The organism is Edaphobacter sp., from assembly GCF_028283685.1.
In the GTDB taxonomy this organism is placed as follows: domain Bacteria; phylum Acidobacteriota; class Terriglobia; order Terriglobales; family Acidobacteriaceae; genus Edaphobacter.
Window position 1 is genome coordinate 252,978 of sequence record NZ_JAPWKF010000001.1, and the last position, 25,798, is coordinate 278,775.

Consider the following 25,798-nt stretch of genomic DNA (forward strand, 5'->3'; position numbering starts at 1 on the left):
CATCCTTGGAGTGATCCTCGGCAGCGGAGTGAATTCCGACGGCAGGACCCTGGGCCTGTCGATGCCGAATGGAGATGCTCAAGAGCGCCTGCTTCGCAAGGTTTATGCGCAGTGCGGATTGAAGGCAGAGGATGTCTTTTACGTCGAGGCGCACGGTACAGGTACCACCGTAGGAGATCCGATTGAATGCGGTGCTCTGGGTCGTGTTCTGGGAGCACCTCGCGAAGATGGCTCTTTTTGCAAGATCGGTTCGGTCAAGTCGAATATTGGACATTTGGAAGCGGCATCGGGGATTGCCGGTCTCATCAAGGTCCTGCTGTCGCTTCGCCATCATACGATTCCGGGCAACCTGCACTTCGAGACGCCCAACCCAAAGATTGACTTCGAGGGTTGGAAGCTCGATGTCGTTGCGGGCGCTACTCCCATTCCTGCATCGGATCGATCCGTCATCGTGGGAGTCAACTCCTTTGGCTTTGGCGGCACGAATGCTCACCTTGTTCTCGAAGAATATTGCCCTGCGCCAGCAGAGGAAGACAAGCATGCGCAGCCTGAGAAGAGCACGCCAGATATCCTGCTGCTCTCCGGCCATTCACAGGCAGCTCTAGCGGCAGTTGCTGAACAGTATGCTGCATTTCTCCGAAATAAGACGGAATCGCGCTGGTCTGCCATCTGTGCAGCTGTCGCTAACTCTCGTTCGCTGCAGCGGTATCGTCTGGCTGTGTCTGCAAAGAGCGCGCTCGAAGCCGCAGAGCAGCTGGAGCACTTCCTGGCAGGCAAGGCGGTTCGCGGTCTTGCCCAGGGGAGCAGCCCCGCATCGGTAGTTCCGCTTACATTGGTGTACTCCGGAAACGGGCCCCAGTGGTGGGGGATGGGGCGCGAGCTGCTGGTAGAGAGCGCAGTCTTTCGCGCTGCCATCGACGAGATCGATCAGATCTTTCATCCACTCGCTGGTTGGTCGCTCCTCGACGAGATGCGCAAGCCTCAGTCGGAGAGCCGCGTTGCGCTTACGGAATTCGCCCAGCCATTGCTCTTTGCTCTGCAGGTTGGCTTGACTAGCGCTCTGCGGCAAGAGGGAATTGTTCCAGCAGCGGTCGTTGGACACAGTGTCGGAGAGGTTGCGGCAGCATATGTTTCAGGTGCGTTGACGCTCGAAGATGCAGTCAACGTTATCTATTTTCGCAGCTTGTCCCAGTCGAAGACCGCTGGAGGGGGACGCATGGCTGCGCTGGGAATCAGCGCTCGCGAGGCGTTCGAGCTTATCGATGAGGTGGGAGGTTGGATCGAACTAGCGGCGGAGAACGCTCCTGATGCTGTTACGGTCGCTGGAGACGTCGCGGTCATGGACCTCGTCGTTCAACTGCTGACAGAGAGAGGGAAGTTCGCCAGGCTGTTGCCGCTGAACTACGCCTTCCACTCACGATCCATGGAGTCTATACGCACGGAGCTGCTGGAGTCCTTGCAGACGTTGCGACCCCGGACGTCCAGAATTCCGTTTATTTCAACGGTATCCGGAACTGAAGTTGACGGTGCTGCTCTCGATGCCTCTTACTGGTATCGGAATGTCCGGGAGCGGGTCGAGTTTCGCGAGGCGATTGCCGACCTTGTTCAAGAACGCCACAGCGGTGTCTTTCTTGAGGTGGGTCCGCACCCGGTTCTAAAAGAGTATGTGCAACAAACGGCCAAGGTGCTTGATCACACGGTCGTCTCCTTGCAGACGCTGCGTCGTCCAGGGCCGAGAGGCCCCGAGCCAGAAACCGGAAATCTGTGGACTGCAATTTGCGCCTGTTATGCCCACGGTGCCGTCGATGTCTCTGCTGTCTTCCAACGGTCGGCAGGGATTCCGGAGCTGCCGCAGTATCCATGGCAAAGACTTCCGCACTGGCGTGGCAGCGTCATTCTGCCGGATATCCATCATCCAACGCATCGCGATCATCCGTTGCTCGGCTATCGGATGACGACTGGCGAAGGGATATGGGAGAACACATTCGATCTTCATCGAATTCCGTATCTCAAGGATCATGTCGTTCAGCGATCCGTAGTCTTTCCTGCTGCCGGTTATATCCAGATGGCATTTGCTGCAGCAGAGCGTGTCTCCCCTGGAGCTACGTTGATGCTGGAGGACATTGTTATCCAGCGTCCGTTGGCGATATCTGAGCAAATCGACCCACTTGTCCAGATATCCGTGGACAACGCAACAGGAATATTCGAAGTGCGATCGCGGCAAGAGCAATACTCCAGTGAATGGGTACGGCACGCGAGAGGAAGAATTGGAGCGAATGAATCAACGCCGCTGGGTCTGAAGGTCGATCTCGATGGTCTCTTGCCAAGGATGACGACGCAGCTCGATTCCGAAGCCCATTATCTGGAGTGCTCTCGTCGCGGATTGGACTACGGTTCAGATTTTCAGGGCGTGGACAGACTCCTGATGAGCCCGGTCGATTCACCGTATCAGGAGGCCGTTGCTACGATCAGACTTCCTCTGACGGTAGATCCGAATCTCTCACAATACCGGGCACACCCCGCGCTACTGGACTCCTGCTTCCAAATGCTGATCTCTCTGGTCGCACAGCGCGATCGGCGTGATACGGCAGTGCTTCCTGTCTCGTTCGGCAGGATCATCAGTTATGGGACATTGCCTGAGTCGTTTGTCTGCCATCTGATAATCCGACACGAAAGTGAACGAACAGTAGTGGCTGATTTCCACCTGGTCGATGCGGCAGGCAATCTGCTGCTACTGATCGAGGAGTCACGCAGTCAGAAGGCAAATTTCAACGCTGGTAGTACAACGCCACTGATCGCGGAGTCTTGGACCATCGATCCGGGATACCGAAGCCTGATTCTTCCAGCAGCTCTTCCCGAGCCCCATGCGGTGAAGGAGATGCTGAAAGATGATCTTGCGCAGATCATTCTCCGCCATGATTGCCGCTCGTACTACAGCGAAATTCAGCCTCGCTTCGACCTGTTAGCGAGAGCTTTTGTCGCAGAGGTGATCGATGATCTTCGCGGCACGCAGACCGAGTTTGATGCGTCGAGCCTGATCAGCAGTGTCGGAAGCTCTGAAGATCTGCAACGGATGGAATCGCTAATCAAGCTTGCAGCCGATCATGATGTTGTCTTCAAGCAGGGCCAGGGCTGGAAGAGGGGAACTGAGATTCTTCCTGCTGCAGATGCATTATGGAAAGAGCTGTTTCAGGATCATCCACGCTATCAGTCGGAGTTGCTGCAACTCAGCCGCACCGCAGAATCACTGCGGCGCACCTCGATGGACAGCGACTTCAACACTGCAAAGATCGCAGAACCTGCTTTTGAATTTGCCCCCTTCCAGCTTGTGTACAGCGAGATCGCACGAGCGGCCGTACAAAAAATTGTTGCCTCCTGGCCATCGCATCGGCCTGTTCGTGTCCTGGAATTGAATGGGAAGGATGGTGCTCTGACGGCATGGCTGTTGCCCGTGCTTCCTATCGGACGAACAGATTATGTGTTGACTGATGCCTCTGAGGCACTGTTAGGGCGCGCTGAGCAGCGACTGAAAGATTATTCTTCCGCACGCTACATGACGATTGATCCCGAACAGGATCTTACGGCGCAAGGGCTGAGCGAAGATTACTTTGATCTTGTTATTGTTTCAGGAATATTTCGTGCCTTGGCATCTCCGGCAACGCTCCTCAAGCAGATACATCGCCTGCTGGCTGCTGGCGGTTATGTGATGCTCACAGAAGTGCAGCGCACGCCGGCATCAGATCTGATGTTCCTGCGTTCACTGCGTACGCCACATGATGCAAGTGAAGTAACCGGCCATGCGCAAGGCTTTGTGTCGTGGAAGAAGTTTATAGAAGCAGAGGGATTTGCTTCGAGCGTGATTCTCTCCGATGAAGAGGCCTGTGCTGCCCCATGCGAGCCTCGTCAGGCTATTGTTTTGGCGCAACGCGATAATCGTGTTTCGGAGATGGCTTCGATCCCACGTGAATTTACTGATGTGTCGGCGAGCAAAATTCTGACGATTTTTGAAGATGATCATGATCAGGACGAGCGGCTCTTTCAGGGAGAACTTGTTGATGAGCTGCGCGCCAACGGCTGCGAGGTGGAGACTTATCTCGTAAGGCTAAGCGACGGCGGCCAAAACAACGAGATGCAGAAGATCTGGACGCGCTCGGGTCCTTATGATCACGTTATTTATATCGCTGCTCCTTCTCTTGCAGACCTTACGGCAGACAAGCTGGTGGCTTCGGAATCCGCGCGCTGCGCTCATGTGCTCGACGCGGTCAGGGTGATCGAGACAACGAGGCAGGATCACACCACACAGTTGACGATTGTGACGCGTGGAGTCCTAAGGGGAGCGTTCGGCGGTGGTCCTGCTGATCCGGCGCAGGCTCCGATCTGGGGACTAGGAAGGGTTATTGGCAATGAGCATCACGGGCTCTCCTGCCATTTAGTCGATTGCCCCTCCGATACTCTTGCTGTGAGTCAACGAGCACACTTGCTGGCCAGGGAATTGCTCCAGCGCGATGATGAGACAGAAGTTCAGCTCGCAGATGGATTTCGGTTCGTCAATCGTGATCGCGTTGTGACCTTGTCGGAGCAGTCCCGCCATCCCAACTCTGGCGATAGAGGGCATACGGAAAGTTTTGTTTTGGATTTTGTTCCGCAGGGTGGGCTCGATTCTCTTTATCTGAGGGCAGTGGCGCGGCGAAAGCCCGGTCCGGGACAGGTCGAAATTGCAGTGAAGGCTGCTGGCCTCAACTTTCGAGATGTTCTCTGGACAATGGGCATGTTGCCGGAGGAGGCCGTCGAAGAGGGGTTCTCCGGACCAACAATCGGTATGGAGTGCGCCGGCGAGATCGTTCAGGTGGGCAGTGATGTCGGCAATGTAAAGGTAGGCGACAGGGTCGTTGCATTCGCGTCGTCCTCCTTCGCAGGCTTTGTCACCACCGATAGCGATTCTGTGAGCCTGATTCCTGATGGGATGCCGTATCCCGAGGCCTCGACGATTCCCACTGCGTTTCTGACGGCTTACTATGCCTTGGATCATCTGGCGCAGTTGCAGCCGAACGAGATCGTTCTGATTCATGGCGCAGCTGGCGGTGTCGGCCTTGCTGCCATCCAGGTTGCAAAACTTAGGGGCGCGAGAATCATTGGAACCGCCGGTTCGGAACGGAAGCGACGCATGTTGGAGATGCTCGGCGTCGATCACGTTCTCAACTCGCGCTCTCTTGAGTTTGCCGATGAGGTGATGCGCCTTACCGGAGATGGTGTCGATGTTGTTCTCAACTCCCTGGCTGGTGAAGCGATTACTCGCAGCCTGAAGTGCCTGAAGCCGTTCGGCCGATTCCTTGAGATAGGGAAGCGAGACCTGTACGACAACACGCATCTTGGGCTTCGTCCTTTCCGCAAGAATCTGAGCTATTTCGCCATTGATGCCGATACGCTGCTTGTGCAGCGGCGCGGACTGGCTCGTTCTCTCTTCCATGCGGTGATGGAGCATTTCGCGTCGGGTGCTTTGAAGCCCCTGCCGTTCGAGCAGATTCCGATCTCGAGAGCATCGGAGGCATTTCGCGCCATGCAGCAGTCCCGTCATGTAGGGAAGCTGATCCTCTCCATGGAGCTCGACAGCGCAGATACTCTACCGGTTGTTCGTACGCAATCGATCATCCGGAAAGATGCAACCTACCTCGTGACCGGCGGCCTTGGAGGCTTTGGCCTGGCAACGGCGAAATGGCTTGCGGAGCAAGGGGCGACGTCGCTTGTTCTTATTGGTCGGCGCGGTGCGGTCACAGAAGAAGCGAAGCAGGGAGTTGCGCTGTTGCAGCGCAGCGGTGTTCAGGTAAAGACGCTGGCGATGGATATCGCCAACTTCGAGATCATATCTGAGGCGCTTCATGAGGTGCGCGCCACGATGCCTCCGATTGCGGGCGTGATTCACTCCGCGGCCGTCATTGAGGACGCTCCTGTTCTTCAGATCAACCCTGCGCTGCTCTCCCGGGTGCTTACTCCCAAGATCGCTGGCGCATGGAATCTTCACCTGGCAACGCTCAACGATCCGATTGAGATGTTTGTTCTTTATTCTTCGTCAAGCACTGTCGTTGGGAATCCTGGACAGGGCGCTTACGTTGCCGCCAACTTCTATCTGGATGCCCTGGCTCAGCATCGTCAATCACTGGGACTGCCCGCACTGGCGGTTGGCTGGGGAGCGATCAAGGATGTTGGTTTCCTCACCCGCCACGAAAATGTCGCGGAGATGCTGCGCACGCGTACCGGAATGGACGCAACGCCATCCGAAGAAGCTTTATCGGAGCTGGGAAGGCTGACCGCTGCTGGAGTCACACGTATGTGTGTTGCGCGCTTTGATCTCCAGAAGTTGGGAAGGGTTCTTCCTGGCACGCTGGTTCCGCGCTTTTATCCCATCATCACTCCGGCTGCAGCGTCATCGCTCAGCTCGATGGAGACTCTTGCTAACAGGTTGCAGCAGGTTCCGATGTCGGAAAAGCGCAGCCTTATCGTGGAAGTTGTCCGAGAGCATGCGGCCAAGGTACTTGGAATGGGCATGCAGCAGATTGATCCGGAGCAGCCGTTGGCGGATTTGGGACTCGACTCGTTGATGGCGGTGGAACTTGCTCTTCTCGTCGAGCACGATGTCGAAAAACCAGTGTCGGTGATGCAGGTGTTGAGTGCGGGAAGTGTTTACGCCATCGCTGACTTTGCCCTTCGTGTCATGGGCAACGAGCGCACAGAAGCGCCCATTGCCCGTGGAGAGGAGACGGCGATTACTGCAGGCCTGAAGGGATAGAGAACAGGATGCGGTGGGCCCGGATATGAGGGAAGAGAGACCAGATCGGAAGTGGCTGGAACTTAGCCTGGCGCAGCAATCGATTTGGCTTGAGTCGAAGCTTAACCCAGGTGCTGCGCTTCAGCTTGGTGGTTGGGCGCGCATAGAAGGCGAGCTAGATGATCATCTTGCTCGTCAGGCCATGTCGCTTGTCATGGCTCGTCATAATGCGCTAAGACTGCGCGTGGACGAGCATGAGCCGAGACAATGGATAGACGAATCCATGGAAGCTCCGTTCGTGACATCTATAGTTGCAGCCTCAGACGACCCAGACAGAGCCTTCCAGCAGTACATGACGGCAGACTTCGCATCGCCGATGCCATTGGGAGATCATCCACTCTTCTGCATCACGCTGATTCGAGATTCTGAAGGGCAGTTTACTTTTTTGCTGTGGAGGTTTCACCATCTGATTGCCGACTCCGTCAGCGCGTCGATGACCATGCGTCATTGGACAGAGGCCTATCTTTCCTTGTCTGAAGATGTCCCCGGCACGCTTGCGGCACGTTCCTCCTATGAGGAAGTCATTGCTTCAGACGTGAAATACCTCGCATCGGATATCTATCGCGCGGATCTGGACTACTGGACACGACGATTCCATCCTTTGCCCCCTGTGCTCATTGTTGAAAGATCGACCACGGATGCTGTAACGCACGAGCACTTCTACAGCGACTGGATGATAGAGGGGCAGCAATGGATTGACCTGAATACCTTGGCAGATACATATTCGATAAGCTCGTATCGCTTGCTTTTTGTGCTCTTCGCCCTGGTCGTTTCAAATCGCTACGGAGTAACTGATCTGGTTGCGGGGATAGCGCTTCATCGCCGGGAGCCTTCGAACTGGCAGTCGCTGGGGATGTTCTCCGGTGTGCTTCCAGTACAGTTCGCCTTCAAGGGGAGCGAGAGCTTTGCCCAGACTGCGCGCAGATGGGGCTTCCAGATCGATCAAGACCTGCGCCACCAGCGCTTTCCGGTTGACCATCTTGCTCGTGCATTAGGGCTGTTTCGCGCGGGTCGGGCGAGGCTATTTGACCTGGTCCTGTCTTACATTCCGTCGGAGCGCATCCGAAATGATTCGCTTGATGAAGGGATGCCGATTCGCTCGGGAACGGTCGCTGCAACCGAGGCGAGCCCAATCAGTCTGCATGTGACGGAATTGCCGTCGGAACAGATGCAGGTCCGCGTCGCGGTGAATCCGAATATAGTTCATGGTTCTGAGGCCAATTATCTGATGTCGTTTTTACATGAGATATGTAAGTCCGTACTGCATTCTCCAAACACGCCCGCAGAAAATCTTTTGTCGATCAATGGACGGGAACATGCGATAGTGGTTGCTGGAGACTGCCCTGAAGAGGATCGCCAAGAGTGGGTGATCTAGGACCGCCGTCTCACTTCCTTAGCCGCATGTTTGTTGCAGATAAACCACTGAAAGAGAAGGATGGATTTCGATCCAATGGAGAGCTTCAGCAGCCAGCCAGACTCTGCAGAAAGTCTTTCGCGATTGGATGACGCTGCTTTTCTCGAGTTGCTCACCGCAAAAGATATCAAGCTTCACGCGGAAGACGGGCAATTGCGGGTCAATGCCGTTGCCGGCGCGCTCCATGATGAACTGCGCGAAGAACTCAAGCGGCGTAAGGCTGGGCTGATTGCACTCTTGAGTCAGGGCCCCTCTTCTGTAGGTAATCTTCGTAGAAGCGATCTTGGTGTACGCGCTCGACAGCGCATCAGCCCGGCGGGGCAATGGACGCAGCATCTGCAATATTGGAAGACTCATCTGGAGGGTATCTCTGGATTTCTTGAGCTGCCTTTCAGCAAGCCAAGACCAGAAGCTTTCGCCGCAAAGACGAGTACGCTCCCTTTTCATCTGCCATCGAAGACCACCGTAATTCTCCGTAACCTGGCCATGAGCAGGGAGACCTCTCTTGAAACCCTGCTGGCTGGTGCATTCCTTTTACTGATCTATCGTTACACCGGGCAGCCAGACTTCTGTGTCGGCTTGCCTGTTTTGCGGAAGCAGCGAAAAGGGGATCCGATTCTTGAGGATAAGATCGAGAACCTAATCCCTTTACGCTTTCGGCTCTCCACGTCCAGCACTTTTCTGGAGCTGCTGGACGCTGTTCGATCCTCAGTGAATGAGGATTATTCGCACAGCACGCTTCCTTTGGACCGACTGCTGGAGATGCTGCCTATCGCGACGACTCCGAATGCTCATCCCTTGTTTCAGATCCTCTTTGGTTGCGACTTCTCCAATGGTCATGGAACCGCGCTCATCGATAATGGCGCCGATTCGCTTGCGTATGATCTCGTCATCTTTATGGATCGCGAGATGAGCAGTGGCTTGCAGGGGCATATCCGATACCAGGAAGAGTTGTTTTCGGCAGATCGTCTGAGCTCTTTTGTCGAGAGCTATATTGCCCTCCTCGAATCGATCGCCGCGTCTCCGGAAGAGCGGGTCTCGAAGCTCTGTATCCTTGGCGCAGAACGAAGAGAGCGGATGCTGGTCGACTGGAATCGGACCGAGATGCACCTGCCATCCCATGCGTCAATACATGGGCTTTTTGAGCGCGCGGTCGAGCTGTCTGCTGACTCGGTTGCTGTGATTGACGGGGATAAGACCGTCACCTATGCGGAGCTCAACAGGTTAGCTAATCAGATGGCACATTTTCTTTTGGCGAAGAAAATTCCGCGCGAGGCATGTCTCGGTATTTGCATGGAGCGATCCGTCCATATGATTGTCGCCATGCTGGCTGTGCTAAAGGCTGGCTGTGCCTATCTACCCCTCGATCCTTTGTATCCGGCCCAGAGGCTGGAGGCGATGCTAGCCGATAGCCACGCTGCCCTGGTCATCACGGACAAGAAGATTCGAGAGGTCATGTCGATCAACGAGCGGCAGATCATGCGTGTCGATATGGATGAGGCGACGATAAGCACGATGCCGTCGACCAACCCTTCGGCCGAAGTCGAGCCAGACGATCTTGCCTACGTCATCTACACCTCAGGTTCAACCGGTCGACCGAAAGGTGTCGCCATTGAGCATCATAGTACGGTGTCCCTGCTGACATGGGCTTCGACGGTGTTCTCTGCCGATGAACTTGCACGAGTCTTCGCGGCAACCTCGATCTGCTTTGATCTCTCAATCTTTGAAATATTCCTCCCGCTGAGTACCGGTGGGAGCGTGATTCTGGCTGCGGATTTCCTGGAGCTACCAAGGCTCGGTGCCCAGACCAGACCCAGCCTCCTGAACACCGTGCCCAGTGCGATGTCGGCGCTGTTGGTCTCCGAGATAATTCCCGCTTCGGTTAGGTGCGTCTGTCTCGCAGGAGAGCCTCTGCCCCAGAGCCTGGTGGATCAGATTCGAGAATGCGGAGCTAACATTCGAGTTTTTGATTTGTATGGGCCGACGGAGACGACGACGTATTCCACCTACGCGCTACGTGATCGGATGTCGCTTGGTACGATCGGGAAGCCGCTCGCCAATACGAAGATCTTTATCCTCGACGCTGAGCAGCAGCCTGTTCCACCGGATGTCCCCGGACAGATTTATATAGGCGGCGAAGGCGTGGCTCGTGAATATCTGTACAAGCCTATGCTGACACGAGAACGGTTTATCAAGGTCGATCATCTCGCGTGGACGGATAAGCTGTATGCCACCGGAGATCTCGGCCGCTTTCGAGCGGATGGCAACATCGAATATCTCGGAAGACTGGATAGCCAGATTAAGATCCGGGGCTTCCGGGTGGAGCCGGGAGAGATTGAAGCGACACTGCAGCAGCATCCTCGCGTTCGAGATGCTGCCGTTGTGCTTCGTGCGCTGCCGGGGGGGACTGATGGGCTCGTTGCATTCGTGACGATGACTTCAGCCCCTTTACATTCTTCCGATCTGATTGACTTTCAACAGAAGTTTCTTCCATCGCACATGGTGGTGAGGGAGATCGTGTTCCTCGAGGCTCTGCCTCTTACACTGAACGGCAAGATCGACAGGAATGCGCTTAAGCAGAGGCCGGTCTCGGCGCCAAAGCCGGATACTTCGACGAAGGTTCTCAGCGAGCTGGAACAAAAGTTGATCGCTATCTGGGAGCGGAACTTTAAGCTCACCTCAATCGGTGTCGACGATGACTTTTTTGCGCTTGGCGGTCACTCTCTTCTAGCGTTTCAGATCTTCAATGAGATCGAACGGCACTTGAAGATTTCGATGGTACTTTCCGTACTCTTCAAAGCGCCGACAGTTCGACTCCTTGCGGCAGAGATTGAACGGAAGAACAATCTTGTGAGGGGATATGCTCTTCACTAACCGCAGCGAAATAGTACTGATCTTTTTCATGGAGCCCCGATCCTATGACTGCTGGTGAATATGGCACAAGGGAGAGGTGGATCTCTTCTCGTGATCGGGTGCAGGGCGCCACTCTGCGGTTGTTCTGTCTTCCACATGCCGGGGCGGGGGCATCTGCCTATCAAACGTGGAAGCGGGAGATGCCTCCCTCCGTCGAGCTCTGTCCCGTCAGGCTGCCGGGAAGGGAGATGCGTCTGCGAGAGAGTCCATACTCAAATAGCCGCCTGCTGGTGCAGGAGATGAGTGAGATGCTCCTCGCGGACTGCGATATACCGTATGCAATCTTCGGACACAGTATGGGGGCGGTTCTTGCCTATGAGCTGGCACAGGCCCTGCGTGAGCGCGGCGCGCCGGAGCCGGTTGGACTTTTTCTTTCAGGGAGGGTGGCTCCACATTTAGAGCTGTCTGCCAAACCGCTGCATGGGCTTGCTCATGACCGCTTTCTCGCTGCATTGGAGGCTCGATATGGCGGCCTCCCGCGAGAAGTGCTTGAGGATCAGGAGATGCTCGACTTCTATCTCCCCATTCTACGCGCCGATCTTCGGCTCATAGAGACTTACCGGTATGACTCAAAGCCGGCCCTCAACTGCCCGGTGCTTGTGACTGCGGGGACAGAGGATACCAGCGTCTGGATGGATGGGCTGGAAGCGTGGAAAGAGCATACAAGCGGGCCTTTCGAGTTGAAGACCTATCCCGGAGGGCACTTTTATCTTTCCGGTGAAGCAAGAAAGCCACTCCTCAGCATGCTGCACGATAGACTCACCACATTGGACCGTATGACCCACATGTAGGCGCGCTGCAATGCATTTGGCAAGGATAACGAGCAGATGAATCGCAAAGTTTACGCAATCGTACAGAGCCGCTGGTTCTTGCCAGGAATCGCTGTGTTCGCCGTCATTATTCGGCTGGCGCTTATTCTGGTGACGCATAAGTATAAAACCGAAGTCTTTGCCGATGAGATCGACTACAAGAACATCGGCATCTCGATCGAGCACGGCCTGGGATTCATCAAGGACGGCATTCATCCGACAGCATACCGGCCGCCGGCACAGCCATTCGTGATCGCCGGTCTGTTCCGGCTCTTTGGCGACAATGATCTTTACGTCAAGCTGTTTGAGGCTCTTCTGCTGCTGGTCGTTCCGTTTGTCTGCTTCAGAGTGGGCAGGCTACTTGGCCTCAGCGTTGCCGCTTCGAACATTGGGGCGGCAATTGCGACCCTGCATCCGGCCTTGGCGTATGCCTCATCCACGCTGTACCCTACCGTGCTGACAGCCGTAGCGCTGACAGTCGCCGTCTGGTTATGCAGCATTGCCATGGAGAAGAATCGTGCCGGTGCTGCGGTCGGCGCAGGCTTAGCCTTTGGAATCGCCGGCGCTGCGACGACGACATTCGCGCCGCTGGGAGCAATCGCTGCCGGTATCCTGCTGCTGCGCCGATCGTATCGATCGGCGCTCATCGTTGGTGTCTTGGGAATGCTTCCTACCGTTATCTGGATGTCGCGGAATCAGCATGCGATGGGACAGTTCACCGTAGCGACGAACGGCGGCTACAACCTCTACCTTGGCGCGAACGACGGTGCAACACCGATGTCTGGCAACTGGGTTGATCCGCACCTGTTCGATGAATCGACGATGTCCGAGACGGCCCTCGACGGCAAGTATCGTGATGCCGCCGTCAGCTGGATTAAGCAGCATCCTGCTCATTGGGGAGAGCTGGTTGTTGAGCGTGCGATTGTCGTCTTCGACTCCGTTGGAAATCCTCGCACCCAGGGACTTCACTCCGGTCTTCTGGCACATCTGGTGGGTTGGATCATGTTGCCGGTCGTTTTGCTTTCTGTTGTCGGACTGGTGGTTTGCTATCGAAATCCTCTGTCGTGGCTGACAACAGCGGCCCTGCTTCTTGTCATCGCCAGCTCGGCTGCCACGATTGCCAAGCCACGGTTTCGTTTTCCGTGCGACCCGTTGCTGGCAGAGTTTTCCGTGGCTGGATTCCTGGTGATGAAAGAGAAGCTTTCTCCGGGCGAGCGGCAGGAGGCAGCAGATCATCTGGCGGCTTAGCGATTTAGTGAAACGATCCATGGCTGGAAGACACCTGTCCACAGCATCGATCTGAAGCTGTCGCAAGCCTGTCTTCAGGCAACGGTAACCGACGAAGCCGGTCACTCAAGTATTCTTATCTCGTGATTGTTCAGGTCACTGAATCAAGGATGTGGTCTTCGCTCTGATGACCTTGGCGGATTGGAACATCGTAGAGTCACTCCCTCCATTGAACCCGGATGAGGTTCATCTCTGGCGCATAGACCTTGGTGACGATGATGCACTTTTATCCGCCATCTCTCCAATTCTCTCTCCAGAGGAACAGGCTCGCGCGCAGCGAAGATTGCCGGGGAGGGTTCGTGCAGAGTTCGTCATCGGCCGAACTTGCCTGCGCCTTCTCCTCGGTCACGCAACCGGTGTAGATCCTGCCTCGCTTAAATTAAGAGAAGACAGCTTTGGAAAACCCGTGCTGGAAGGGGACAGGGCAGCATCGATTTCGTTCAATGTTTCCCATTCGCATGGCCTGATTCTGATCGCCATCTCCTCTCAGAGTTATGTTGGCATCGACATTGAATTCCTGGGTCGCACAACCGATATCGACGCACTGCTGCCGTCCGTCCTTGGCCCTGCGGAGACCGCATGGTGGTCATCTCTCCCCTCGATCGAAGAAAAGAGGAGAGCGTTCTATCAGTTGTGGACTCGCAAGGAAGCCTGGGTGAAGGCTGAAGGACAAGGACTCTCGATCGAACTGACAGCGCTGGATGTCACAGGCGAGGTCGAACGCTGGGTGAAGGTCGGAGTCGACGGTAAGTGTTTCTTTTTGAGCGACATAACGGTTGAAGATCGTATTGCCGGAGCGATAGCCGTTGTGTCACCCAATTGTCGTATCCGAATGTATGATTTTCCTCTTTCTGTGCTCAGGCCCCTCCTGTACAAGTGAAGGAAGATGCTGACCCATTCGTGGGCTGTAGCTGGCAGATATGAAGTCCTCGGGCATGTCGGTTCGCCTATGATGAAGTTGAACCTTGAATCCTTGGAGCAAGTTGAATGGTAATGAGACTGGCAAAATCTGGTGTTGGACAGTTCCTGCTCATGGCATCCCTAATGCAGGCGTCCGTGACCTGTTTTGGCCAGGACACTCCGGCCCCGGCTCCGGAGTTGAAGCAGAATCCGATTGCTCTGCTGAAGGCCTTTGAAGGGCCTGCGGATCAGCCGTATCAGTTGGGCCGTGGCGATGAGATCACGGTCGAGGTGATCGGCCGTCCCGAACTGACGAGCAAGCATATCGTCGGTCCGGATGGGAAAATCACGCTTCCTGTTGTTGGTTCGGTGATGGTGGCTGACAAGACCCGGGAGCAGGCGGCGGCGGATATTCAAACGGCCTTGAGCACTTATTATTCCGGCGTGACGGTCTCTGTTGGCGTGGATCATTACTCCTCCAATCACATCCTTCTGCTTGGGGCGGTGGAGCATCCAGGACTTTTGACGTTCGATACGACGCCCACGCTATTGGAAGTGATCTCGCGAGGAGGACAGCTTCAGGCTCCATCGCCGATGGGAGGAGCCTCTTCGGGTGCCGGAGCATCTGCTGGAGTGAACTCGGCTCTGCCCATGGGCGTTCCGGAGGAATGCATGATCTATCGCGGAAATGCCACGATGGTCACGGTTCAGTTGAAGAGCCTTCTGGAAGAAGGAAGTCCGCTGGCGAATATGCGCCTCAAGAGAGACGATGTCGTCTTTGTTCCCGGACCGGATAAATATGTCTCCGTGATGGGGATGGTGACTAAGCCCGGTACGCAAAGGCTGGACAGCAAGTCGACGTTGCCGCAGATACTGGCGATGGCGGGAGGCGTCACCGAAAAGGCTGGTCGCAGTCCCACAATCCAGGTCATTCATCGGGGAACAGAGAAATCTCCTGGGAAGACACAGCTGATTGCGTACAAGGACATCCTCAGCCCGAAGCCGCTTGACCTGACCCTTCAGTCCGGAGATATCGTTTATATCCCTGAGAGCGGCTTCAACAAGGCTGGGTACACATTCCAGACACTGTCACCCCTGGTGAGTCTCTTCACGGTGGGAGCATTGCTCCACTAGCGATATGAGAGCAGAACTGCAAGCTGAATGATCCCAGCGAGAATTTGCCCGCAGGGATGGTTGATTTCTGTGAGCCTGGGGAGAGAGACGGTGTTTGAGAATATCCGTGAGGACTGGCAGACGCACAATCGCCAATGGAGCCGTCATGGATTCTGGGTGCTCCTCATCTACCGATTTGGCCGGTGGCGGTACAGCGTTTCTCTGCGTCTGCTTCGTATGCCGCTCTCATTTCTCTACAAGGGGATGAAGTTCTTTTCGGAGATGCTGCTGGGAATGGAACTACCCTGCGAAGCCATGATCGGCCGTCGCTTTGTGATTGAGCACATCGGCGGGATCGTCGTCAGCGGGGATGCCAGGTTTGGCGATGATTGTGTCATCCGGAACGGCGTGACGGTGGGACTCCGTAATCGCGGGGTGCGTGGTTCGCCGCATCTCGGAGACCGGGTCGATATCGGAGCGGGAGCCAAGTTGCTCGGACCGATTCGCATTGGAGACGATGTGGCGATCGGTGCAAATGCCGTCGTCCTCACAGACGTTCCATCCAATTCCATCGCGGTCGGCATTCCCGCACGTATTATCCAGCGAAAACCCAAGGAAGTTGAGACGGCGATCAGCCATCACACGCTATGAAAACAGAACTACAAGCTGGCAAGCCGCTTAAGGTCTCTGTCGTCGTCATCGGCCGCAACGAAGGAGAACGTCTGCGCCGTTGCCTGTCGTCTGTCTTTGCCATGGATCGAACGGGATTTGAGACGGAGGTCATCTACGTTGACTCGGGCTCAACGGATGGGAGCACAGAGCTGGCGCGGTCGATGGGAGCCCAGGCGATAGTCCTGAAGCCGGAACGTCCCTCCGCCGCGTTGGGACGCAATGCCGGCTGGCGAGCGGCTGTCGGCGATATTGTTCTCTTTCTGGATGGCGACACCGTCCTCCATCCTCGGTTTGTTGTCGATTCGCTCTCTGAGTTTCAGAACCAAGAAGTTGCTGTCGTCTGGGGACACAGGAGAGAGCTCTACCCCAAAAGCTCCATCTATATCCGCACCCTCGATCTCGATTGGGTTTACGCTCCCGGCTGGACATTGTATTGCGGTGGCGATGCTCTGTTCCTTCGTGAAGTTCTTGCGAAGGTCGAAGGGTTCGACGAGACTCTCATTGCTGGCGAGGAGCCAGAGTTGTGCCGTCGGATCTCTTCGTTGGGCTTCAGGATACTGCACGTCGATCGACCGATGACGGGCCACGATCTGGCAATCCATCACTGGCGTCAGTACTGGAAGCGTTCCGCGCGCGCAGGTCACGCGTACGCAGAGGTCTCGGAGCGTTATCGAGACACGGAGCAGGCCTTCTGGACGGGAGAGTCGAAGCGCAATAGAAATCGTGCCATTATGTGGAGCGGCATTACAGTTATCAGCGCCATTACCGCTCTATGGATACATCATCTCTGGCCCATCGGGATACTCGTCTTTTTCATGGCAGCAGGTGCCCTGCGTTCTGCATGGAAAGCTCGCTGGAAATCGAACGACACGATCGCTCTGGCGCTATATGGGGTGCACTCTCATCTGCAGCAGATTCCCATATTTGTCGGTCAGATGCAGTACTGGATCAATCATCGCCGCGGGAAAAGGGCCATGCTGGTGGAGTATAAGCAGTCCTAGGGAGCTGTTCCCGGAACAAGGCCTACTGCGCGGGAGGAATCGTATCGCTCTCCGAGGCTAACTCAGCATTGCGACTCGTGCGCACCCATGCATGTTTCGACCGCGCGTTTCGCAGCGTTGCAGGGATCATCATCAACTTCCACAGAACGTAGAACGGAGCCACGAAAAGGGTTCCAGCGTCATGCCAGGTACCGCCACCTACAAGGATGGCCGCTAGTAGATGGAGCGCAACGATCAAGATCCCAGCTGCTCCAAGAGAGCGCGCAAGGATTGCAGGCGTCGACACAGCAATAGCCAGAAGAGTTACATGAAATGCCAGAGGCAGCAGGAGCAACTCAAGGAGCGGCTCAAGCATGCGCCATTGGCCATGAAGCACGTTCATGGCTAATTCCGGGCTCTTCTCCAGTAGCATCCTCAGGCGACCACCCTCCCACCGAGACCGCTGCGTCTTCACCCCTTTGCCCTGGACCGGCATCTCGCCAAATACCGTTGTCGTATTTACAAAGGCCACTCGTCGCCCGGACCGCACAAGCGCGAGATGATACTCGAGATCTTCCACCACAGAGGAAGCCAGGTAGGGAACAGATCGAAGGGTCTCTGCCGTGAGGCCAAACCCATTTCCAAGAATTCCTGCCGACAGGCCCAACTGATCCCGGCCCAGCGGACGTACGACATTGAACGCCCGCAGTGCTAGCCCCATCAGGCGGGTTCGAGTACTCGCCTCCAGATTGCTGACAAGGTAGCGAACCTGGACGGCCTGCGCGCCGCCACGCATGGTGCCTGCAGCTTCGGTAATAAATCCAGGCGCCACCTCCGTATCGGCGTCTACGATCAGAAAGCAGTCGTATCCCAATGATTCAAGCGTCGTGAAGGCGTGATGAAGAGCGTAACCCTTTCCGCGCTCAGTGGCGTTGGTCCTCACAAGCACCTTTGCGCCAGCTTTGGAGGCGATCTCCGCCGTCTGATCCGTGCAGTTATCGGCGATCACGTACAGATCGACGAGCATGTCTGCGGCTGCCGCACCTCGCAGGCTTTCAACGCAGGCTGCGATACCGGTCGCCTCGTTGTGCGCTGGGACAATGACCGCTACCTTCCATGGTGACGGCAAATCATTTGTAGAACGATGTCGCCGAGCAGGGAATAAGGCAGCGACGGTCAGCAAGAGCAACTCAAGCGATCCGGGAAGTGACAGTAAGGCAGCGGCGGTTCCGGCGGAGATCCAAAGGGTGCGTGTAATCCCGATCATGAGGTAACCCGTCCTAGCCTGTTCCGAAAGACCTCTGCGAGCAGGTCCGCATTTGCATGAATCTCGTACTTGCCAAGAACCTGCGTGCGGCCAGCCTTGCCCAACTGAACCCTGAGAGCAGCGTCGTCCATAAGTCGAGCCAGGGCAGCGGTAAAGCCTTCTACATCCGAAGGCGCGACCAGCAAACCGTCACATCCGTCATGGATGAGCTCCGGGATTCCATTAATAGAAGTCGAAACACATGGAATCTCCATGGACATTGCCTCCATCAGCACGACTGGAATGCCTTCGGCAAAGCTTGCGAGAGCAAAGATATCTGCATTGAGGTAGAAAGCAAGAATCGCATCCTGATTGATGGATCCCTCGAAGCGAATGCAATCGGACAGGCTCTTCTCCGTCACCAGTGCTTCCAGCTGATGCCGGTCAGGTCCATCCCCAATAAAACGCAGACAAAATGAGCGTCCCTGCAGCCTGAGCTGCTCTGCCGCGGAAATCAGGATACGCTGGCCTTTGGCTGCGACAAGCCGTCCCACGCATAAGATCTCCACTCTGTCCGGCATGGCCGGTCTGACTCGAGGGGCAAAATGCGAGGTGTCGACCCCAAGTCGTGCGACATCGAACTTTGACCATTGATCACCGGAGGAGAGTTTCATCAGTTGGCTTTGCGCGAAGTGGCTGATGCAGACGACAAATAGAGCGGCGGAGATCTTCTCCGTCAGGTAGTAGTCCGAGACATCGTAGAACTCATCCGGACCGTGAACCATCATCGAAAACGAGATCGGCGAGATCTCCGTGAGCAGCATGGCGACGGTCGCGGCAGGCGTCGCGAAGTGCACGTGGAGATGGGAAAGTGTTCGTTTCTTCATCCAGTCCGCGAGGATGCACGCTTCAGCCAGATAGAAGAGGCAGAGTATCGAGCGTTTGAGATCGAGCCCGCTCAGTCGAAGGGCGGCGGCCAGGCCAGAGGCAAATCGGAGCGGGTGACGGCAGGTCAAACCCAGGATGGCTCTGAGGGCGCCACCCGCACCGGCACGCTTTACGTAAAAGGTCTTCTGCGCCTCGGATCGTTCGGCTTCGGTCATCCTGGAAGGATCGTCGGCATCATTAATCGATGCCACGTCGATCTCAATGCCGCGGGCACGCAGCGCCGCGATCTCACGAAGAATAAACGTGTGAGATACTGCCGGGTATTTGCTGATCAGGTATCCAATCCGAAGCGATGGCTGGCTGGTCATTTGACCCTGATCTTGGAGGCAGAGAGCATAAGAGGCATGTGCCGTTTTCAGCAGGAGAACAGGTTAGGAGGAGTAGGAAAGGACGGCTTCATCCGAATTGTTGAAGACCTCGAAGACACGGTGCATTCGGACCAGTTCGAAGAGGGCTCTGGCTGGTTTGCTCAAACCGGAGAGCTTGATCTCTCCACCATCCGCGTGTGCCTGTCGTAGGCAGGAGACCAGGGCGCCCAGTCCGCTGCTGTCAATAAATTCGACCCTGGAAAGATCGAGAACCAGCTTGGCTCCCTGCGTCAGAAGCGGTTTGATCGCGTCTTTGAAAGCCTTGACATTGCTCGCATCAAGAGCTTTGGCGTCTACTTTGCCAACCAGGACGCCTTCTTTTTCCGAACTCAGAACCTGCATCATCTAGCTCCAGAATATACCGACTCGACGCCCGGCTCTTCACCTGTCGTCTTCCGATCTCGTGCAGTCCGAGTCAGTTTCAGATGTATGATAACGACTTTGTTCCTCGAAAGCAGTTCTCTTTTTCGATCCATGGGCTGCGCTCCCGGCGGTTCTTCCAGGAAGCAAGAAACCGCTTGTTTCCGCAAGGCCGCGTAGTATACTTCATCGCAAATAACTGTTGGTTTTTTTGGTCTTTGCGTTCGATGAGGTACTGTCTCTGCCCCTACAGCTTTGGTTCTAAGTCTTTGGTCAGATGGGCTTGGTCTCATATCCCACAAACGCTGTACGGCGTTTTTCTCGCTGTGGCTTTACGCTGTGAGAGTTCGTGGGAGGATGTGTGAACCACAAGCACGTGATGGTCTGTGACGGTCGCCCGCAGGAGGAAGCTTGCGTGAGCGCCACGAGGCTACACGTCGATTTCGGACGGAAGATACTAATCGACCAGCTCTACCGTGGATACGGCGATGCTGGTTATACCTCCAGCCGCCTGAAGACCCTCCGAGCCTTCTTCAAGATGTTCAGCTGGGCTCTTATTGTTAACGGCACTAAATTTTTAAAGCGCGCCTTGGATATCGTGGTCTCGTTGCTGGCTCTTTTGTTCCTGTCTCCCTTCCTGCTGCTCCTGTTCGCCCTGGTTCGTCTCCAGGACGGCGGCCCTGCATTGTTTTGGCAGACCCGGGTAGGGCTGTGGGGAAGGGAATTTCGCTTTCCCAAGATTCGATCCATGGTGCAGGATGCGGACAGGCAGAAGCACACCCTTGCAGAGGCCAATCAGCACGGAAATGAAGGAATCACCTTCAAGATGAAGCGGGATCCCCGTGTGACCTCAATCGGCCGGATGATGAGAAAACTAAGCCTCGATGAACTGCCACAATTGTGGTGTGTTCTCCAGGGAGATATGTCGCTCGTGGGACCTCGTCCCCCGGTCCCCAGTGAAGTCGTCCGCTATTCCGTCAGCGATCGGAGGAGGCTTGAAGTCAAGCCGGGACTCACCTGCATCTGGCAGGTGAGTGGACGCAGCGAGCTTCCCTTCGAGCAGCAGGTGAGATTAGACGCGCAATATATTGATAGTCATAGCCTTCGTCTCGATATGATGCTGCTTCTCAAAACAATTCCTGCCATTCTCACAGGACGTGGGGCGTATTGAATCATGTCTTTTGAACGACAGGGGCTGCCACATGCGAGTAGCCACCCATCAGGGATGACTGAGCGCGAGGCGCTGCTAGAGCGCTTGGCGGATGATTTCTCCGAAGGAGGAATTCGTCATCGCCGCCGTGCACAGTTTCGCCGCACCGCACGATGGCAGGTCGCTATCTGGATGGCGGAGGCCCTCCATCGCCTGGGGGACATCGTCCTGTCTTCTCTCCTGTTCATCCTGCTCAGCCCTTTGTTTCTGGCAGTTCTGGTTTTGTCCAAACTCTCAGGAGGCGGTCTGCAGACCAGCCCCCGTCGTGGTCGATGGGCGACGCAGTTCGGGCGATATGAGTTCCATTTTCCGAGCGACTCCCGGCTCGCATGGCTGAAGACGTTCCGCAACTGGCCCTCACTGCTGAATGTGCTGCGCGGAGACATGTCGTTCATCGGTCCGCGTGCCATTGCGCTCGATGAGTCGGTTGGAGACGAGCGCACTGCCTGGAAACGCTACAATCTGCGTCCCGGCCTCCGGAGTCTCTGGTGGCTGCGCAAACGGGCCAATATCGGCTACACCAGAGAGATCGATCTCGATCTGGAATATGTCGAGACCAGCTCCATCCGTGGAGACTTTGGCATCGCCGCACGCGCGCTGCCCGTAATGCTCTTTGGCGGCGGAGCCAGCATGGCGCCGCCAAAGCTGAAGTTCCTCGGTGTCACCATCAACAATCTGACGATGTCGGAGGCCTCAGCGCAGATTGTGGCGATGTCGATGGTCAGGCCTGCCTCACAGATAGCTTTTGTGAATGCGGACTGTGTCAACATCGCCTTTTCTGACGAAGCGTATAAGTCCGTCCTGGCCCAGTCGCAGCTCGTTCTGGCTGATGGCATCGGAGTTCGCCTGGCAGGAACGATCCTGAACCAGAATGTCCGGGAGAATATCAACGGAACCGATATGCTGCCGTTTCTTTGCGCCTCTGCCGAGGCTGCGGGAGCGGGCATGTATCTCCTCGGCGGGCGTTCCGGCATTCCAGAAGCTGCCGCGGAATGGATCGTGCAGCGATATCCACGTCTGAAGATCGCAGGCTGCCGTCACGGCTATTTCTCCGCAGAGGAGGAGCCCGGCGTCATCCAGGCTGTCGCGGACTCTGGCGCGAACATTGTCCTGATTGCATTTGGAGCGCCGCGACAAGAGAAGTGGATCGCCGAACACAAGCATGAGCTTGGCGCAGGAGCTGTGATTGGGGTCGGAGGATTGCTCGACTTCTATTCCGGAAGAATTTCACGAGCACCCGTATGGATCCGGGAGCTTGGGATGGAATGGCTTTATCGTTTCTGGCAGGAGCCACGCCGGATGTGGCGGCGCTACTTTGTCGGGAACGCGGTCTTTCTGTATCGCGTTGTATTGGAGCGCATTCACGCTAAAGACTCGTCGCGCGTAGGAGGCGTCACACCATGATTGGTGTCATCGTTGTACCAGGACACTCTTCCGCCATGCACGGACTGGATGAGAGGCGCTCTCTGGCGTTGTTGCCTCTCGGGGATCGGCCGCTGCTCCAGCATGTTGTCGAGGCTCTCGTCGCGCAGAAGATTACGAAGATCGAGATGATCGTGGACCACGCCCCCGAAGCGGTGGAGGCACTGCTCGGAAATGGCGATCGGTGGGGTTGCAGGTTCCGCTACCACCTGGTGTCGCAGCAGGAGTACCCGTATCGCTCCCTGAAGATCATTCCGGAGCTGAAGGAAGAGCCGTGGATCTTGATCCACGCGTTGTCATATCCCTTTGTAGACAACCTGAAGGCAGACCGGGGTAAGCCTGTCGTCTTCCTCGGTCTCTCCGAGAATGGATCCGGGGACGGCTCGCCGCAACAACAATGGCATTGGATGGGAGCAGCAGCCTTCCCGTCAGGTCCTTACGCCGAGGCCATGTCGAAGCTAACGGTCCAGGAACTGAACCGCAGGATCGACGAAATGGCTGCCAGCCCAGACGTCGATGCCGTTCAGGTCCCGCAATGGCTGGATGCCTCTTCGCCTGAAGCCCTCCTGAAGTCGCAGACTCTCCTCCTGGAACGTCGGCTTGATGGAATGACTTTGAGCGGTGTGGAGAGGGAGCCTGGAGTCTGGGTCTCCCGAAACGTCGTGGTGCATCCGACAGCAAGTCTTGTGGCTCCGGTCTACATCGGGCCCAACACCCGTCTGAATCGCGGTGTGAGGGTAGGGCCAAACGCCGTTCTGGAAGGGGAATGTATCGTCGATACGAACACTTCGATTGAGAACTCCCTTGTAACCGCTGGCAGCTATATCGGAGAACGCCTCGAACTCGATACCGCCATCGTAGACCACAATCTGCTGATCAATGTGCGCCTGGGGACCAGCGTCAACATCATGGAGGGCTTCCTGCTGGGAGGTTTGAAGCGACGAAGCCAGCGGAGTTGGTTAACGAGCGTGCCGCAGTCGCTGATCGCTTTCTGCCTGTCGATCCTGTTTCTGCCAATCACCCTGTTGGCCGCGATCTTTTACGGAATTCTGACGCAAAAGAAGCTGGTTCGAATCTCAGCTCTTAAGCATTCCCCTAACCACGTCACTCCGTTCGATCAATTCAAGCTTCTATGCTTTGGCGAAGATGCCTGGAACACGCCAATTCCTGCAGGCTGGTCTGCATTCACCCGGCAATTCCTCCCGGGCTTGATGTCCGTCATTCGCCGCGATATCAGCTTTGTCGGGCTTCCACCGCGATCGCCGCAGGAAGTCGCGGCCCTGCCTTCCGAGTGGCGTGATCTCTATCTGTCGGGTCCAACCGGCCTAATTACAGAAGCTTCCCTTGCGATGAGCGATCCGACTGACGAGACGCAATGCTACCTTGCTGACGCATACTACAGCGTGCGCAGAGGTACCCTGTACAACCTCAAACTTGCGGGGAAGTATTTTTTGCGGCTGATCGTTCCTGCCTGATTCCCGATCCTATCGATCGAGTCGCGTGACCTGCTTGGTGAGCTTCATGCAATTGCCCTGTTCGTCTGAGCGGATATCCAGGGTATCGACGATCTGACGCACGATCTGCAGGCCGTGGCCCCGCATGGGCCAATCCTCGGTCGACTCCTCCAGAATGGGAGGATCTCCCTGCAGGCGGTGGAGCTGATCCTCAGGGAAGGGAGTTGCGTTGTCCTTCAGCTTGATCTCGATGAGACTTCCTGCGATAGTCACCTGGACGTCAATTGCATGATCCAGCGCTCCACCATATCCATGCTCAATGATGTTGTTGATGATCTCCGAGACCGCAAGTTCAAGGGAGAAGATGTCTGCTTCTATCACGCCCAGATGATGAAAGACTCCAGACATAGCGGCACGCACCAGGCTGATCTGGTCCAGGCTGCTCTCGATGCGAAACGAGATGGAGTATCTTTCCTGGTCTTGCAAGCCGGACTCCCTAAGCGGCGAGAACTTAATCATCGTGACGAGCCCCGGTTACCGAAGTGTATTACTTACTCTCGATAATTAGCATAGAGACGTCATCTGGGAAACTATTTCCTTCACACCATCGTTCAAGATCGCGTTGTATCAGTTCCAAGGCTGCCTTCGGAGATACTTCCATACTCGCGCTCAATTGCTGTTTGAGCTGATCAAGAGAGTAGGCTACGCCCTCTGGATTCGTGCATTCCAGTACGCCATCAGAATAGAGCAGAAGGCGCTCTCCTGCGGGAAGGACAGTCGTCGTCTCCTCATAAGTCATGTCCGGCCATAGTCCGACAGGGAAGCCACCTTCTCCGACCGTAACAACCTCTCCCCGCTGATTGCACTGTAGCGGGATAGGATGTCCTGCCTGGCAGAAACGCACTTCGCATGTCTGCGTGTCCAGAACACCATAGATCATGGTGAAATAACCGTCTCCCTGGGGCTGAAAGCGCCGGTTCAGCTCTCCGACGACATCGATCGGGGGGACAATTCTCTTCAATTCCAACTGTGGATCAAACCGCACCATGGGACTCCCCGGTTGCGGGGAGAGCAGGTGATTCAGGGTGACAGATAACAGGGCCGATGGGATGCCATGTCCTGCGACGTCCAGGTGGTAGAAGACGAGATACCGATCCTGCATCATGAAGTAGTTCAGGTTATCCCCGGCGAGGAAGCTGCTGGGGATGACCAGCCAATCCAGGCGAAAGCAGGGGTGCACATCGAAGATCGTCGGCATGAGCCCGGCCTGGAGCGCTGAGGCCGCCTGCAGATCGGACTGGATCGTGCGATAGGCGGTGCCCAGCTTCTCGTTCAGACGATTCAAGCTTGCGTTCTGTTCCGCAAGCTCCTGCCTCAGCGTAAGAATTCGCTCCGCTGCACGAATTCTCACTCTTAGCCGGCCTGCCTCAAGCGGAATGCTGACGAAGTCGTCCGCGCCGGCGTCCATCCCGGCCACAAAGTCGATCTCGCCTGCCTTGAGCGTGTAGAGGATGATGTAACAGTAGTGGCTGCCTGGCCGTTCTCGTATCTCACGGCAGAGCTCCAGGGCATCCAGGCCGGGCAAGGTCCAGTCGCTCAACAGCAGCTCATATCCGTCGTTTTGCAGTAGCAGCTTTGCTTCCGCTCCGTCCTTTGCGGTCGTGACCTGGTGACCCCAGTCTTTAAGCCAGCCGAGGAGCATATTCTGTGTATTGAGATCTTCTTCAACGACCAGAACATTCATTCTTTGACCACCAATGAGGGCACGTGTCTGAAGTGCGTGAGATTGCCCTCAAACAGAACTCCGCCCGCGCGGATGGGAGCAGAGCAGTTCGGGCAGCGAGTTTTGGCGTTACATCTCACAGAATTAGGCTTCTCG

At 55.9% G+C, this 25,798-nt stretch carries 17 protein-coding genes; 12 read left to right on the forward strand and 5 right to left on the reverse strand.

Features of this window, described 5'->3' with window-relative positions:
• The first annotated feature begins 10 nt into the window (after positions 1–10).
• From PW789_RS01055 to PW789_RS01095, 9 genes are all read left to right on the forward strand, one after another.
• Positions 11–6,784 carry an SDR family NAD(P)-dependent oxidoreductase gene (locus tag PW789_RS01055; protein WP_299370362.1) on the forward strand — a complete coding sequence of 2,258 codons (6,774 nt, stop codon included), beginning with the start codon at positions 11–13 and terminating at the stop codon, positions 6,782–6,784.
• Between the two features lie 25 nt (positions 6,785–6,809).
• Positions 6,810–8,198: a condensation domain-containing protein gene (locus PW789_RS01060; protein ID WP_299370364.1), complete on the forward strand. Its 1,389-nt coding sequence runs from the start codon at positions 6,810–6,812 to the stop codon at positions 8,196–8,198.
• Positions 8,199–8,258: 60 nt separating this feature from the next.
• On the forward strand, positions 8,259–11,111 hold the full coding sequence (locus PW789_RS01065) for an amino acid adenylation domain-containing protein (protein WP_299370366.1): 2,853 nt from the start codon (positions 8,259–8,261) through the stop codon (positions 11,109–11,111).
• Positions 11,112–11,155: 44 nt separating this feature from the next.
• A complete protein-coding gene (locus PW789_RS01070; RefSeq protein ID WP_299370368.1) occupies positions 11,156–11,941 on the forward strand; it encodes an alpha/beta fold hydrolase in 786 nt (261 codons plus the stop codon).
• A gap of 36 nt (positions 11,942–11,977) precedes the next feature.
• Complete coding sequence (locus tag PW789_RS01075; protein ID WP_299370370.1) at positions 11,978–13,207, forward strand: glycosyltransferase family 39 protein; 1,230 nt, start codon at positions 11,978–11,980, stop codon at positions 13,205–13,207.
• A gap of 166 nt (positions 13,208–13,373) precedes the next feature.
• Positions 13,374–14,126, forward strand: coding sequence for a 4'-phosphopantetheinyl transferase superfamily protein (locus PW789_RS01080; protein ID WP_299370372.1), 753 nt, complete (start codon positions 13,374–13,376; stop codon positions 14,124–14,126).
• A 176-nt stretch (positions 14,127–14,302) separates the two neighbouring features.
• A complete protein-coding gene (locus tag PW789_RS01085) occupies positions 14,303–15,280 on the forward strand; it encodes a polysaccharide biosynthesis/export family protein (protein ID WP_299370374.1) in 978 nt (325 codons plus the stop codon).
• A gap of 90 nt (positions 15,281–15,370) precedes the next feature.
• Positions 15,371–15,910, forward strand: a complete 540-nt coding sequence (locus PW789_RS01090; protein ID WP_299370376.1) for a serine O-acetyltransferase — start codon at positions 15,371–15,373, stop codon at positions 15,908–15,910.
• Complete coding sequence (locus PW789_RS01095) at positions 15,907–16,932, forward strand: glycosyltransferase (RefSeq protein WP_299370378.1); 1,026 nt, start codon at positions 15,907–15,909, stop codon at positions 16,930–16,932. The genes PW789_RS01090 and PW789_RS01095 overlap by 4 nt, the downstream gene beginning before the upstream one ends.
• Before the next feature lie 22 nt (positions 16,933–16,954).
• Here the strand turns inward: PW789_RS01095 and PW789_RS01100 are convergent, their stop codons facing one another.
• From PW789_RS01100 to PW789_RS20015, 3 genes are all read right to left on the reverse strand, one after another.
• On the reverse strand, positions 16,955–18,178 hold the full coding sequence (locus tag PW789_RS01100) for a glycosyltransferase family 2 protein (RefSeq protein ID WP_299370380.1): 1,224 nt from the start codon (positions 18,176–18,178) through the stop codon (positions 16,955–16,957).
• The gene (locus PW789_RS01105) at positions 18,175–18,981 is read right to left on the reverse strand and encodes a glycosyltransferase family 4 protein (protein ID WP_299370382.1); all 807 of its coding nucleotides are present in this window, start codon (positions 18,979–18,981) and stop codon (positions 18,175–18,177) included. The genes PW789_RS01100 and PW789_RS01105 overlap by 4 nt, the downstream gene beginning before the upstream one ends.
• 495 nt (positions 18,982–19,476) lie before the next feature.
• Positions 19,477–19,818: an STAS domain-containing protein gene (locus tag PW789_RS20015; protein ID WP_367182454.1), complete on the reverse strand. Its 342-nt coding sequence runs from the start codon at positions 19,816–19,818 to the stop codon at positions 19,477–19,479.
• Positions 19,819–20,194: 376 nt separating this feature from the next.
• Here PW789_RS20015 and PW789_RS01115 point away from each other — a divergent pair, with 376 nt between their 5' ends.
• From PW789_RS01115 to PW789_RS01125, 3 genes are read left to right on the forward strand one after another with little or no spacing between them, the layout of a single operon-like run.
• On the forward strand, positions 20,195–21,004 hold the full coding sequence (locus tag PW789_RS01115; RefSeq protein ID WP_299370386.1) for a sugar transferase: 810 nt from the start codon (positions 20,195–20,197) through the stop codon (positions 21,002–21,004).
• A gap of 3 nt (positions 21,005–21,007) precedes the next feature.
• Positions 21,008–22,447 (forward strand): WecB/TagA/CpsF family glycosyltransferase, encoded by a 1,440-nt coding sequence (locus PW789_RS01120; protein WP_299370388.1) that lies wholly within the window; start codon positions 21,008–21,010, stop codon positions 22,445–22,447.
• A complete protein-coding gene (locus tag PW789_RS01125; RefSeq protein WP_299370390.1) occupies positions 22,444–23,940 on the forward strand; it encodes an NDP-sugar synthase in 1,497 nt (498 codons plus the stop codon). Before PW789_RS01120 ends, PW789_RS01125 begins: the two co-directional genes overlap by 4 nt.
• Positions 23,941–23,949: 9 nt before the next feature.
• Here PW789_RS01125 and PW789_RS01130 read toward each other — a convergent pair whose 3' ends face one another.
• Together PW789_RS01130 and PW789_RS01135 are read right to left on the reverse strand one after the other, a co-directional pair.
• Positions 23,950–24,405, reverse strand: a complete 456-nt coding sequence (locus PW789_RS01130; protein WP_299370393.1) for an ATP-binding protein — start codon at positions 24,403–24,405, stop codon at positions 23,950–23,952.
• A 61-nt stretch (positions 24,406–24,466) separates the two neighbouring features.
• Positions 24,467–25,663 (reverse strand): SpoIIE family protein phosphatase, encoded by a 1,197-nt coding sequence (locus PW789_RS01135; RefSeq protein WP_299370395.1) that lies wholly within the window; start codon positions 25,661–25,663, stop codon positions 24,467–24,469.
• Between the last annotated feature and the right edge of the window lie 135 nt (positions 25,664–25,798).

What these genes read in the sequence shown, in the direction of transcription:
- PW789_RS01120 (WP_299370388.1), top strand. Translation starts at nt 21,008, where the DNA reads ATGTCTTTTGAACGACAGGGGCTGCCACATGCGAGTAGCCACCCATCA.
- PW789_RS01095 (WP_299370378.1), top strand. Translation starts at nt 15,907, where the DNA reads ATGAAAACAGAACTACAAGCTGGCAAGCCGCTTAAGGTCTCTGTCGTC.
- PW789_RS01070 (WP_299370368.1), top strand. Translation starts at nt 11,156, where the DNA reads ATGACTGCTGGTGAATATGGCACAAGGGAGAGGTGGATCTCTTCTCGT.
- PW789_RS01105 (WP_299370382.1), bottom strand. Translation starts at nt 18,981, where the DNA reads ATGCTGCTCACGGAGATCTCGCCGATCTCGTTTTCGATGATGGTTCAC.
- PW789_RS01060 (WP_299370364.1), top strand. Translation starts at nt 6,810, where the DNA reads ATGAGGGAAGAGAGACCAGATCGGAAGTGGCTGGAACTTAGCCTGGCG.
- PW789_RS01080 (WP_299370372.1), top strand. Translation starts at nt 13,374, where the DNA reads ATGACCTTGGCGGATTGGAACATCGTAGAGTCACTCCCTCCATTGAAC.
- PW789_RS01075 (WP_299370370.1), top strand. Translation starts at nt 11,978, where the DNA reads ATGAATCGCAAAGTTTACGCAATCGTACAGAGCCGCTGGTTCTTGCCA.
- PW789_RS01135 (WP_299370395.1), bottom strand. Translation starts at nt 25,663, where the DNA reads ATGAATGTTCTGGTCGTTGAAGAAGATCTCAATACACAGAATATGCTC.
- PW789_RS20015 (WP_367182454.1), bottom strand. Translation starts at nt 19,818, where the DNA reads ATGATGCAGGTTCTGAGTTCGGAAAAAGAAGGCGTCCTGGTTGGCAAA.
- PW789_RS01100 (WP_299370380.1), bottom strand. Translation starts at nt 18,178, where the DNA reads ATGATCGGGATTACACGCACCCTTTGGATCTCCGCCGGAACCGCCGCT.
- PW789_RS01065 (WP_299370366.1), top strand. Translation starts at nt 8,259, where the DNA reads ATGGATTTCGATCCAATGGAGAGCTTCAGCAGCCAGCCAGACTCTGCA.
- PW789_RS01125 (WP_299370390.1), top strand. Translation starts at nt 22,444, where the DNA reads ATGATTGGTGTCATCGTTGTACCAGGACACTCTTCCGCCATGCACGGA.